The following is a 13,506-nucleotide window of genomic DNA, read 5'->3' as shown; positions in this document are numbered from 1 at the left end:
TGTGGCTGTTGATTTGTTCGCACAGAAAATAGAACTTTTGTCGGTGTTTTCAGATATAACAATAAATTTCTACGACTTATTAATTTCCTTTACAATTCACTAATTAATATAAAACTTCAATTCCGCTTCGGTCGCTTCCGCTCCGTCGTTGGCTCAAAGCAATCGATCATCCTCCCGCGTGAGTCGATCAGAAATTTTGTGAAATTCCATATGATCCCATTGCCGAGGTGTATAATGGAATTGGGTAAAATGCCCAATGAAGGGAGAGGTGGAAATGTCCGTCCATACGGAAAAATCACTGCCTAGAACAAGCCTGAAGGAGCTGGGAATTTCGGCTCGGAACGTGATCGGTTTTTTGGAATATTTGAAAGCGCATTCGATTGAATTGCATAGCCTGATGTTGGTGCGGCACGGGCATGTGGCGGTGGAGGGCTGGTGGGCCCCTTACGGGCCGGATCTGCCGCATATGTTGTTTTCCCTGAGCAAAAGCTTTACCTCGACCGCCATCGGGATGGCCGTTCAGGAGGGCAAATTGAGCGTGGACGATCCGGTGGTTTCTTTCTTCCCGGAGGACGCGCCGAAGGACATATCGCCGAATTTGGCCGCTATGCGGATCAAGCATCTGCTGATGATGGGGACGGGCCATGCCGTGGATACGATGGGACCGCTTGCTGAAGCAAAAGACGGAAATTGGGTCAAGGCGTTTTTGGCGTTGCCCGTAGAGCATGAGCCGGGGACGGTATTTGTGTATAACACAGGAGCCACCTATATACTGTCCGCCATCCTGCAGCAAGTCACTGGAGAAACACTGCTGCAGTATTTACAGCCCCGCCTGTTTGAGCCGCTGGGCATTGCGAATCCCACTTGGGAGAGCTGCCCGCGCGGCATCAATACCGGGGGATTTGGGCTTAAGGTGACGACGGAGGACATCGCTAAATTCGGTCAGCTCTACTTGCAAAAAGGCTTATGGCAAGGCGAGCGATTGCTGGATGAAAGCTGGGTTGATGCCGCAACCTCCAAGCAGATCTCCAATGGAGACGGCGGGGACAGCGACTGGGCGCAGGGCTATGGATATCAGTTCTGGCGCTGCCGTCACGGGATTTACCGGGGCGACGGGGCGTTTGGGCAATTTTGCATCGTTCTGCCGGAGCAGGAGGCCGTGCTGGCGATGACGTCCGGCACCAACGATCTGCAAGGGGTGCTGAACGGGGTATGGGAGCATCTGCTGGGCGCCTTCTCTGAAGCGAACGAAGGCTTGGCCGATGCGGATGCGGCGGCGGAGAGCGAGCTGCGACAGGTACTGGAGGGGCTGTATTTAGAGCCGCCTCGAATTCTGGCGAATTCGCAGCGGGAAGTGGAGTTTGGCAGTGACAAGAGGTGTGTGCTGGAACCCAATGAGCTGGAGATGGAAAGCACGGGGATCATCATCCATGGGGATACGGCGGTGCTGGACATCCGGGACAAGCGCGGCGAACACCGGGTTGAACTGGGGCGGCAGGCGTGGCGAATGGGACGGACGTCGTTATTCGGGGAGGAGGAGCAGATTGCGGCCTCCTTCACATGGAAGTCGCCGGATACGCTGCTGCTAAGCATTCAGCGGATCGAGACGCCGTTCCGGATCAGCATCGAAATCGAACCGCTGGAGGAAGGCATCGAGATCCGCCATGCCGTGAACGTTTCCTTCGGGGAGCCGGCTTCGGCCCCCATCCGGGGCCATCTTCAGTAGCCGACGGGTCTATTCCCTTGGGAAACGCTCGGCTAGCAGCTGGTTCACCAAATCGCTCATGCCTTCCCATGAATCCTTCATGAGGAACCGTTCCTGAATCGGGGCGTTCCACGGGCGGGGGATCCCGATGGTGAGCTTTCCGGCCTCCATGGCAGGCACCAGGTTATGCGGACCGTCATCGATCAGCAGGTCGAAGTCCAGCAGCGTTTTTCGTTTGGCGACAAAAAAGTTCTCAAACGGGATAAACGGCATCCAGCGCTGCAGCCAGTTCCATTTCTCCGGGACCGATGACGGCCTGGCTGCGGTTACGATGATCACATCGTGTTCTTGTGCCAGCTTGCGTACTTCTTCGACCGTATGTTCATCAAAGATCTCCAGCTCCTCATACAAGCCAGGGCGTCCGAAGAACAGGTCCTCATTGCATTCGGGATGCCAGATCTTCGTCATATCAAAGCTAATCATTTGGTCCATCGTCAGCTGACGGTCCGGGAACTGTAAATTGTGGTAGTGAATCGCCTTGGGCACGAGATGACACAGGGTATCATCCATATCGATAGCTACAATGTGTTTACGCATAAACGGGAATCTCCTGATTGAAGTGAATTGAAATTCGTGACTTATTCTACCATATCAGAAAAGTTGGGTTTGGGGTATAACGCGGCTCAATTCGACTGTTTTGCTTAGTTGAGGTTTAGGGAGTCTTGAGGCGTTCTCAGGGCTCCTTCTTGTCTTAACAAAGAAGTTTGAAAAGGAGTGGCAAAGTTAATTAATCATTATGGAAGCGCTTACCTAAAAGACCCTAAAATGAGGTTACGCTACGAACAATATTCTTTTCCAGGAAAGGAGGGAATTGGAGATCGCTGGGTTCAGCAAGGATCAATGTTCCGGTAGCGGCTAATAAAAAAAGAAGGAAGAGGTGTTAATGTGAAGAAAAGATGGCTGGTTATCCTTTGTTCTTCGCTAGTTCTCTGGGTTTTATTCACGGTTACTACAATGGGGGCTACCGTGTTCTGGGAACCGTTGACGTATCATAATTCGCAAACGTGGGAGAAGGCGAACGGGTATTCCAATGGCGGTATGTTCAATTGCACCTGGCAGGCAAACAATGCATCCTTTACAAGCGATGGGAAGCTTCAGCTTGCGCTTACAAGCCCCTCCTACAATAAGTTTGATTGTGCGGAGTATCGCACGAAGTTCAAGAGTGGATACGGACTTTATGAGGTGAGTATGAAGCCTGCGAAAAATGTGGGAGTTGTATCGTCCTTCTTCACTTACACGGGACCATCAGACGGTACGCAATGGGATGAAATCGATATCGAATTTTTGGGCAAGGATACGACCAAAGTGCAATTTAATTACTATACAAATGGGGTTGGTGGTCACGAAAAAGTGATTAATTTGGGCTTCGATGCCTCCCAAGGCTACCATACCTATGCCTTTAACTGGCAACCCAATTCCATCACATGGTATGTGGATGGTGTTGCCAAACATACGGCAACTTCCAATATCCCGAAAACCCCAGGAAAAATCATGATGAATCTTTGGAACGGCACTGGTGTAGACGGCTGGCTGGGCAGCTATAATGGAGCGAATCCGCTGTACGCTTACTACGATTGGGTTAGATACACCAGTAATTAGTAAATAACCAGGACTGGGATTCCCCAGTCCTGGTCAAAGCGATTTATGAAGGCTGCCCTGCTCTTGATCTTTTGGATCAACTCTACCTGAAATTCAACTTCTTTTAACTAATCTCAACCTCTTGTTGAATAAAATAAACGGGATGTCGGAAATACATAGGCAATTTTTTCTTTTTTTATTAGTATGAAACTATATGGACTTTGGGTGATGATGGTGGTGAAAATATAAGATGAAATTTAAGTTTACGCTGTCCATAAAGTTCACGATCGTCCTGTTTGTGTTATTAAGTATTGCAGTTGCGCTTAACGGTCGCTCCTATAGGGTGAGCATCCAAACTATTGAAAACGATATCCAAGACTCCTATTACGAGCAGCTGCGTTTTTTGCTATTTCAATTAGACAACCAGGTGGATAATTTGGCTGCAAGTATGTTGGAGTTGGAAGAGGATTCGATCATGAAACAATACATTAACACGACAGCGCCCGAAGATCTGTTTGATAGCAATATGCTAAGGTTCAATATGTATGAAAGAATTAAGCTGCAAAGTGCCGCGTCGAACTGGCAAATGGAGATCAGTGTGTTTCTTAAATCCAAAAAGGAAGTGATCTCCACCCGGCCGGACATGGTCTACGCGGATATGGCCTCTATCCCGCCGGTGGATCACACCAAGGGGGTATGGAGCTACGAGCCCGGTCTGAGAAATAATCCGAACTATTTTACGATGGTTCGATCAGCCCCGGGATATAGCATCCTGGCCCGTTTCCCTGATACCTACATACGCGATATGCTGAATAAATTCCAACAAAACTCCAATCGGTATACCTTGATTTATCATCCGAGATATGGCCTTATTGGTAATAATCCTCCGGAGATCGGGGAGTGGGAGCGGCAGATCGACTGGGAATCCGTGCAACAGCCAGGCAAACGGATTCTGAATCTGGACGGGCGTCGTGTGCTCCTGAATTACATTCCAGTGGAAAGCCTTGGCTGGGTCATCTTAGATTGGGTCCCCCTTGAGAAGGTCGTGCTGCCAGTAAAAGAAAGCAACCGGTTCTTCGTCCTTGGCATCCTAGCGATGTTAGCCATTGGCGTGGTCTTTACTATACTTATATACAGACAAATCCAGCATCCAATCAACGAACTGGTGCTCAAGTTACGGGATATCCGTACAGGCCGTTTTAATTCTCGCTTGAAAACGAAACGTCGGGATGAGTTTCAAGAAGTTTTTGCAGGTTTTAATGATATGGCCGAGCGTATTCAGGAATTGATTGAGAAGGTGTATGAAGAGAAGCTTCGATTGAAGGAAGCTGAACTCAAGCAACTCCAATCGCAAATCAATCCTCATTTTTTGTACAACTGTCTCTTCTACATCAAGAACATGGCGAAAATGGGTGCGAATGAGCAAGTGGAAGCGATGGCTCTGAACCTAGGGGAATATTACAGATATACGACTCGCTTGGAAAATCCTCTGACCACCGTACGGGAGGAGGTTAAATTCCTGAGAAACTACTTGAATATACATAACTTCCGAAAACCTATGATCTACGAAATTAACATTAGCGAAGACCTTATGGAAGCCTCGATTCCGCGGCTGTTTATTCAGCCTTTGGTGGAAAATGCAATCATTCATGGCATAGGAAGCAGTGACCAGAAGGGGAAAGTCCTCATTCAAGGATGTCTCATGCCGGACGGCTTCATGATCAGTGTCGAGGATTCCGGTGACGGCATGGATTGGGAGAAGCTTAAGGCGCTTCGCGAAAAAATGAACCGTCCGCTATCTCCTGAGACGGGATGCGGTTTGTGGAACACGTACCAAAGAGTCATTCATCAGTATGATCAGGGGTCGGGCATGCAATTTGAACGTTCCATCTTAGGTGGATTGAAGGTATCCATCTACTGTATAACCCATCATCAGGAGGAACCCCATGTTAAGTTTGCTGATTGTTGATGACGAACCGACAATTGTGGATACACTGGCTTTCACTATCGATTGGGAGAAACTCGAAATCATGACGGTGTACAAAGCCTATTCGGCAAAGGAAGCGATGTTGGTCTTGGAAGAGCAAGCGATTGATATCGTCATTGCTGACATTAACATGCCCCGAATGACGGGCATTGAGCTGGTGGCGCATATTAATCAGAAGTACCGTCATGTAAAAAGCGTACTGCTGTCGGGATACGCTGAGTTCGCATACGCGAAACAAGCGATCAATTACGGGGTTTCGGACTATCTGCTCAAGCCGATTTCCGACGAGGACTTGATCGCGGTAATCGGTAGACTTGTACAAAAAATCAAGGAGGAATGGCAGGAGGTCGTTTCCCAAAGACGGGTTGTCCGTACATTAAAAGAAAGCTTGCCGGTGCTGACCGATAAACTTCTTAATGAGTTGTTAGTGGGGAGGTTGAAGGAAGAATCGCTTCGCTATCTTCTAGAGTTATACGAGCTTCCATTCCGTTTGGGCGATGAAATCTGCATTATGGTCATTCGTATGGAAGAGAGCTTTCCAGAATTTAAAGAACAGGATATTTACTTATTGGAATATGCCATCATAAATATCGCTGTCGAGATGTTTGGAAAATCCCATCACCTGTGGTCCTGCAAGGACTCGAACGGATATCTGGTCCTGCTTGTCCGGAAGAAGATCGTCGAGGGAAATCACCATGAAAACGTTGAAGAGTATAGAAGGTTCGACTCCTTGGCGATGCACCTGCAGCGGAACATTGGACTGTACTTGAAACGGGTGGTCTCCATTATTGTGAGCAAATGGGGGATTTTCCCTGAAGATATCGGTAGGTTGTACAGCCATACGACAGAGCTAATTCGCAGCAAACTAGCGAATGAGTCGGGATGCTTCTTATCGGGTGAGCTGACGGAGAATGGGCATGTACAGCAACCCTTGCATCGTTTATATGAAACACCTACGCTGCATCACTTGCTAGAGAACCGTCGATGGGAGGAATATCAAGAGAAGTTGGCGGCGGTGATCGAGGATATGAAACAAACAAGGAACTTGTCGGAGGAGCATGTACGGGAGGCTTACACGGTTGTGGCGGGTTCATTTTATTATTACGCCCACAAGCATAATCGCCTATTAAGCGATCTTGTTGAAGGGACGGCCGTTCTGGACCGAGTTGTTCATTCCGTTCAGCAACTGTCGGAGTGGGCACATTTTCTGCTGGAAAAGATCCGATATTGCGACCAAATCGAACAGAGAACCACGAGAGATAAATTGACGATGAAAATAAGGGAATATATCGACCGGAATTTGAGTACGGCTTCGCTACAAACGATCGCAGATGCGGTGTATCTCCACCCCGTTTATTTGTCCCGGCTTTACAAAGCGGAAACAGGGGAAGGAATAAGCGAGTATATCCAGAAGCAACGCATGCTGAAAGCGGCGGAAATGCTGAAGGACGAATCATTGAAAATTTACGAAATTTCGGAGCAGTTGGGCTTTAAAAATGCAGCATACTTCAGCAAAGTCTTTCGAGAGGAATATGGGAAGACGCCAAACGAATTTCGTGAACAATTATAAAGGTTTGTGGAGCTTCTCCGCCTGGCAGATGCAGGTTGAGAAGCTTATTTATTTTTTAGCATCATCATTGTTTATTTGTTAGTGGGCCAAATGTTCTCGAGGCGAACCCGTAATAAATGAATGATAGGATGGTCAATAAATCTGCAGGAATGTTGAAAACGAGTTATATTCGCTCTCCGGGATGCTCTTTACAATAAAAATGTAGCGCATCGGTACTTGGGATGAGCCAACCTGTGTGCTAGCAATTAATAAAAAACAGGGGGAAAACTATGAGTAAAAGACGGGGTAGTTTTGTCTTGTTGTCGCTTGTGGTTGTGATGAGCATGTTCTTGTCGGCTTGCGGCGGAAGCAGTAATAGTAACAGTAATCTCTCGGACACGGACACGGGAACGGGCAATACGGCAGAAGGGACGTCGAAGAAAGACGTGACGCTGACCGCATGGATCATGCCGAACAGTCCAAAGCCGGATAAAGACTTTATGGAAGTCATGAAGCCTTATTTGGATCAAAACCCGAACGTCAAATTGAATGTAACGGTTCTTGACTGGGGTTCTGCTTGGACCAAAATCACCACTGCTGCCACTAGCGGCGAAGGTCCGGACATTCTTCAATTGGGTACGACTTGGGTACCTGCCATAGCAGCGATGAATGGTATCGTGGATTTGACCGATCGCATCAATGATATTGGCGGCGAGGGCAATTATCTTCCTGCTAGCTGGGAAACGACGAAAATCAAAGGACAATCCGAAGTGTACGGCATTCCTTGGTTTGTGGATGCCCGCGCGCTCTTCTATCGTACGGATGCTCTGGAGAAAGCGGGGCTAGATTCAGCCACTGCGTTTAAAGATTGGGACACCTTCAAGCAAACGTTAGTCAAATTGAACGGCATTGAGCTGGAAGGCCAGAAAATGACCGCTTTCGGCGTTCCAGGTAAAAACGACTGGAACGTACCGCACAACATTTTCCCATGGATTTGGGCTGCTGGCGGTAACGTGCTTAATGAAGATAATACTAAGGTTACATTTAACGATAAAACCGCTTTGGAGGGCGTTATGTATTACACTGGACTGGCTCATGAAGGGCTGGTCGACAAGGCCTCCCTGGAGAAGAACTCTTCCCAAATAGAGAGCGATTTCTCGGAAGGTAGAACCGCAGTCATGGTGAGCGGCGCCTGGATGATCAAAAACTTTGCAACTCCGCCGGAAGACGGAGGTGTAGGAGATAAAACAGCCTCCAAAAATTATGGTGTTGCGGCACTTCCGGCAGGTCCCGCCGGGCCATCCACCTTTATCGGCGGTAGCCATTTGACGATCTTCAAAGGAACCAAGCACCAAGAAGCGGCATGGGACGTGATTAAATATTTGTCCGGTGACGAAGCGCAACTCGCTTATGCTAAAGCTTCCGGCCAATTGCCTGCCAAGAAAACAGTGATGGATTCGTTGACGTCCGACCCAGGATATAAGGCATTGGTAGAAGCCACAAATTACGGCAAATCTTACCCAGCCATTCCTCAATGGGGACCATGCGAAACGGCTCTTGTGAAATACTTTGGTAATATTTGGGATATTGTAGCTGGCGTTTCTGGAACATACAGCGAAGAATCGATTCAAAAGCAGCTTGATGATGCAGCGAATGAAGTCAGTGCAATCCTGAACCAATAAGATCCTATAAACAAGCTTCATAAATATGTAAAAATGGTGTGCTATCAAGTGCTAACTTGATAGCACACTTCATTGAGAAGGAAGTGAGACTTCGTGGAAATATCAAGGATCCCCGAACAACCGCAAACCAGAAATACGGTTGCAACTCGTTTTAAGAAAGGCTTCAGGGAATATCGTGTCGCCTATTTTTTTATTCTTCCCACCTTCTTGTTCATGGTACTCGTTCATATCTTCCCTATGATCCAGGGAATCTGGATGTCTTTCTTGAAGTTGAACCAGTTTACCCTAAGCAAATTCTTGGCCGCTCCGTTTGCCGGGATCAGTAACTACAAAGATTTGTTATTTAATGAATCCAATCCAGTCCGGCAAGGTCTGGGATACGCGCTCCGTAATACGGCGATTTATAGTGTGGTCGTAACCATTGCAGTTATGGTCATCGGATTGATGGTCGCAATCCTACTGAACCGGGATTTCCCAGGAAGGGGGATCGCCAGAACGGCGATGCTTCTTCCATGGGTTGTTCCTTCCTATGTTGTAGGGGTTCTTTGGGGGTTTATGTGGCAGAAGGAAGGCATCATTAACTATATTCTAGTGGATATCCTGCATCTCATGGCGGAGAAGCCCTTCTGGCTAATCGGTCAAAATACGATCTGGGCGATCATTATCCCTACGGTATGGAGAAGCTGGCCTTTCCTCATGGTCATCTTTCTGGCCGGACTTCAAACCATTCCAGAAGATCTCTACGAGGCATCAAAAATTGACGGTGCCGGTAGACTACGCCAGTTTTTTTCAATTACGCTTCCGATGTTGAAGCCAGTCATTGCCGTACAACTTCTGTTCCAAATTATCAACAACGTATATTCCTATAACATCGTCGCCATGATGTTCGGCAACGGTTCCGGATACCCCGGAAAGTGGGGCGATCTGCTCATGACAGCCTTGCAAAGACAAACCTTTGGCTACTGGTCCTTCGGGGTTGGGGCGGCAGCATCCTTCCTCTTGATGGGAGCCATGCTGATCGTAGTTGGAGTCTGGTATCGAATCTTTAGATCGGAGTTGAGAGCGGAATGAGCAGTCGAATCAAGAAAAAGCTAGAGTATCATTCGCTGAACGTACTCACGTGGCTGATCGTAGCGTTTGTCGTGTTCCCTATCTTTTGGATGGTTAAGGTTTCCCTTCATACGAATGGTGAAATCCTGCAGGGAATTACCAGTATAGCCATTCCTGACCCGCAATGGATGAACTACAAGAATCTTTGGGAAACGGTCAATTTTGGCCAATTCTTTAAAAACAGCCTGGTTATTTGTTTCGTGACGATGTTGGTTTCCTGCCTTCTGGCTATTTTGGCCGGGTATGCGCTGGCCAGATACAAGTTTCCAGGCTCGGGTTTGTTTGGAATGGGGATTATCGGGACGCAAATGATTCCCGGCATCATGTTTTTGCTGCCCATCTACTTGTTGTTCTTAAAAATCAAGGATACCATCGGTCTTCCCATGATTGATACGTATTGGGGAATGATTCTGGTTTATTCGGCCTTCTATACGCCGATGAGTATCTGGATTATCCGCAGTTTCTTTGTAGCCATTCCTAAGGATCTCGAGGAATCGGCGCGAATCGACGGATGTAATCGGGTTCAGGCTTTTGTGCGAGTGATTCTGCCTCTATCGTTGCCTGGAATTATTGCCATGTGTGTTTATATTTTCTTGACGGCTTGGGATGAATTGTTATTTGCCTGGGTCCTGACGACGACGCCAGAAGTTCAGACGATTCCGGTAGGGATCCGACTATTTGTTGGACAATATACCAACCGTTACGATTTGTTGATGTCTGCCGCGACCGTTGTAACATTGCCAGTTATCATCACGTTCTTTTTGACTCAGAAGTACTTTATTTCTGGGATGACAGCCGGAGCAGTAAAAGGCTAATGGATTCCTTATCCGTACTTAGCTGATAAAATGGAGGTATTTATGTATCGTAAATTGGTTGCAAGAGAAATGGACGTAACGCCGGAGGATATCATTCGGGACAAGTATAAGGAATGGCTCCCGAAAGAGAGCGTTGTAGATGCTTTGTTTATGGACAGTTCTTTTCAAAACATAATTGGGGTTGCAGGGCTGCCTTATAAGGCGCCTGTCGTTCAGGAACTGATGAAAGACGGAGTCGTTGCGGATTTCCTAAAGCGTAGCATGATGCATTATTCTTACCTGCTGATCATGAATCGGGAGGGGCATCTGCAGGTCACGGCATTGGATTCGTCAGGGAAATCCACCGAAATTGCTATGCCGGAAGAAATATTAGATCGCGTGTCGCAAGTGTTGGCTGGAGTTGATTGCTGGGCCGGTTACTTGAACGAAACAGGGGAGCATGTGATCGATTTACGTACACCTTCCCCGGGGCCGCACTTTCACACCAATTTGCTCATCGGAAACCGTATCGGCTTTTCCCGCCCGTTGCAGACGACGCCGAAAAGCGTTATCGACAGGCTGGGGGGAGGAAGCTTCCGTTCCCATGCCGCCACACAGGTATTGGCCACACGATGGGATATGCGGCAGGAGGAAAATGGTTTCCCGGCAAACCGGCAGTTTTATTTGGTTGAGAGAGACCAGCAAATTTTCTATTCCGCGGACCCGAAAGACGCCAATATAGAGAGTGCGGTTTGCACGCATTCGCAGAACTATACCCGGATTGAGTACACGACCCAGTGTGGTTTAAAGATCACCCGGCTTATTTTTATCCTGCCCCAGATGGAGGGAATGCCTTTAGCCACAGAAGTGCAGCGAATTACAGTAACGAATCTGGGTAACAAGAGAAGAGACTTAAAGCTCGTCTACACCGGTATGTTCGGAAGCGCAAGTCCGCATGCTTTATTTGAGGATGTTCTGTATAGCAACATCATCATGCAGGGCGGCCTTCTGCTAGATGATGAGCAATCCATTGTTGCAATGGTTCCCCATTACTACAGTGATTTTCATAGAGAAGATGTGCGATTCCACGCTATGCTGGTGGGTAAGGAGGGGAACGTTAAGTTTCCGAAGCAATTCTGTACCAACTATAACGAATTTGTTGGTAACGGCTCCTTACTTCGCCCGGAAGGCGTTTATCAGTTAAGTAACCGTCTTTCGCGCAAGGGGCCGGGTTTCTTCGCCTTGGCTGCTGATATTGAACTGGATGCTGGCGAAGACTGCGATGTTCATCAGTTTACGGGAGTTGTATCTTCCAAGGTCAACGATGCGTTTAGTGAGGAAACGGTACGGGATGAAATCTCTCGACTGATCCACCATTTTCAGAAACCGGGTATGGTTCAGAATGCACTTGAGGATAACATATCCTTTATTCAACGCTATAGCGAACTACTCCAACTCCATTCAGAAGACGAGATGCTGAATACGTACGTAAACCGCAATTTGCCCTTTCAGGTGTTCTACCAGACCTTTGTTTCGCGATCGTTCTGCCAAACTCAAAAAGGTTATCGGGAAATCGGCTTCAGGGAGATACAAGACCTGTATGCCAGCATGTACTACTTCCTGGCGATGGGAATGGATCGCTTCGTCAAAGAAATGTTGAAGGAATGGGCTTCAAAAGTGTTTGAGTTCGGATATGCCTATCACAACTTCTATTGGGAGGGCAAAGAGCCTGGGAAATGGTCTGATGATTCCTTATGGTTGATCCAAGCAGTTGCGAGGTATGTTCACTATACAGGAGACTATGCTTTTCTTGATGAAGCCTGTGAGGTTGCAGGAACGGATCCGGTGCAAGTACGTCCACTTTACCAGACCATCCAAGCCATTATCCGTTATTCCGGCCAAATCTCTATCGGTAAACACGGGCTTCCTTTGTTGGATTTGGCGGACTGGAACGATTGCCTCAAGCTGGATCAGGATTGCATTGATGGCATCACCAAAGAGCGTTTGTACAAAGAGCAAATCGCTTCCAAGCGCCTTGCTGTTGGTGACGAACCCTTTGAAAGCCATTATTCCGAAAGTGTCATGAATGCCTTTCTGCTGAAGGTAGCGATTGACGAAATGAAGGCGATCGCCGAAAAGAGAGAAGACCACTCTTATTCATCCTACTTGTCGGACTTGAGCGAACAACTTCAGGGAAATATCCAACAACATGCCTGGAAGGAAGATTTCTTCGCCAGAGTGCTCTTTAACCGGTATGAAAACTACAGCTACTTGGGGGCGAAGGGGGATGGCCTGTCGGCAGCCCCAACCATCGACGGAACTTACTTCATCAACTCCTTCAGTTGGTCGATCTTGTCTAAGTCGGCATCGGAGGAACAAGTCGAGAAGATGCTTGAGGTTTTGGAGAAGGTCATGGTCACGCCTTATGGCATCAAGTTGATGAGTCCGGCCAATATGAATAAGATTGCTAAGTTTACCGCTACAGGAGAGTATTTCCCCGGAGATCGGGAGAACGGGGCAGTCTTCAAGCATGCGAGCATGATGGCGGTATCTGCCATGCTTAAAGCGGCGAAATCGGTTAAGAACCCGACGTTGGCCCAAAGGCTATCCAACCTTGCCTACTGGATGATCGACCTAACCTTACCCTATAAAACCCTAGCGAACCCTTATGTGATTTGTGGGAATCCACGATTCTGCTCCCAGTATAATAACAGTGAGACAGGGGAGAATATCGGTCCAATTCTGAGCGGTACATCAACTTGGCTCACCCTCACCCTGATGTCTACGCTGGGCATTGAGTTTACAGGGGAGGGACTGGTTCTTGATCCGATTCTTCGAGAGAAGGATCAGAAGTTGGTTTATGATCTACGGGTCGGAGAAGCCGCTTACCACATCGAAATCTCGAAACCCGTTGGGTTCTATCGAGTTTCGGACAGCAAAGTGACTTTGTTGTTTGATGGTAAAGAGATCGAGGGGAATGTATTGCCATTGAACAGAGCCAAAGCCAACCATGTGGTGAAGCTGCAGTTGCAATAAGGATA

Annotated in this window: 9 protein-coding genes; 8 read left to right on the top strand and 1 reads right to left on the bottom strand. The window is 47.8% G+C overall.

Going from position 1 to position 13,506, the window contains the following annotated elements; translation table 11 throughout:
- The first annotated feature begins 274 nt into the window (after window positions 1-274).
- A complete protein-coding gene (locus BN3277_RS24535) occupies window positions 275-1,726 on the top strand; it encodes a serine hydrolase domain-containing protein (protein WP_059047206.1) in 1,452 nt (483 codons plus the stop codon).
- A gap of 9 nt (window positions 1,727-1,735) precedes the next feature.
- Here the strand turns inward: BN3277_RS24535 and BN3277_RS24530 are convergent, their stop codons facing one another.
- A complete protein-coding gene (locus BN3277_RS24530; protein ID WP_059047204.1) occupies window positions 1,736-2,302 on the bottom strand; it encodes a 5' nucleotidase, NT5C type in 567 nt (188 codons plus the stop codon).
- A gap of 369 nt (window positions 2,303-2,671) precedes the next feature.
- Between BN3277_RS24530 and bglS the strand changes: the two genes are divergently transcribed.
- From bglS to BN3277_RS24495, 7 genes are all read left to right on the top strand, one after another.
- Window positions 2,672-3,364 carry a beta-glucanase gene (gene bglS, locus BN3277_RS24525; RefSeq protein WP_392396659.1) on the top strand — a complete coding sequence of 231 codons (693 nt, stop codon included), beginning with the start codon at window positions 2,672-2,674 and terminating at the stop codon, window positions 3,362-3,364.
- 229 nt (window positions 3,365-3,593) lie between these two features.
- Window positions 3,594-5,312 (top strand): sensor histidine kinase, encoded by a 1,719-nt coding sequence (locus BN3277_RS24520; RefSeq protein ID WP_059047200.1) that lies wholly within the window; start codon window positions 3,594-3,596, stop codon window positions 5,310-5,312.
- Entirely contained in the window at window positions 5,290-6,900 is a 1,611-nt protein-coding gene (locus BN3277_RS24515) for a response regulator transcription factor (protein WP_059047198.1), read from the top strand. Before BN3277_RS24520 ends, BN3277_RS24515 begins: the two co-directional genes overlap by 23 nt.
- A gap of 269 nt (window positions 6,901-7,169) precedes the next feature.
- Complete coding sequence (locus BN3277_RS24510; RefSeq protein WP_059047196.1) at window positions 7,170-8,561, top strand: sugar ABC transporter substrate-binding protein; 1,392 nt, start codon at window positions 7,170-7,172, stop codon at window positions 8,559-8,561.
- Window positions 8,562-8,825: 264 nt separating this feature from the next.
- Window positions 8,826-9,632: a carbohydrate ABC transporter permease gene (locus BN3277_RS24505; protein ID WP_232436508.1), complete on the top strand. Its 807-nt coding sequence runs from the start codon at window positions 8,826-8,828 to the stop codon at window positions 9,630-9,632.
- Window positions 9,629-10,486, top strand: coding sequence for a carbohydrate ABC transporter permease (locus BN3277_RS24500; RefSeq protein WP_059047194.1), 858 nt, complete (start codon window positions 9,629-9,631; stop codon window positions 10,484-10,486). The genes BN3277_RS24505 and BN3277_RS24500 overlap by 4 nt, the downstream gene beginning before the upstream one ends.
- 42 nt (window positions 10,487-10,528) lie before the next feature.
- Window positions 10,529-13,501: a GH36-type glycosyl hydrolase domain-containing protein gene (locus tag BN3277_RS24495; RefSeq protein ID WP_059047192.1), complete on the top strand. Its 2,973-nt coding sequence runs from the start codon at window positions 10,529-10,531 to the stop codon at window positions 13,499-13,501.
- Window positions 13,502-13,506: the final 5 nt, after the last annotated feature.

It is taken from the genome of Paenibacillus rubinfantis, from assembly GCF_001486505.1.
Lineage (GTDB): Bacteria > Bacillota > Bacilli > Paenibacillales > Paenibacillaceae > Fontibacillus > Fontibacillus rubinfantis.
The sequence above is the reverse complement of the archived record's forward strand: the minus strand, read 5'-3'. Positions and strand labels throughout refer to the sequence as shown.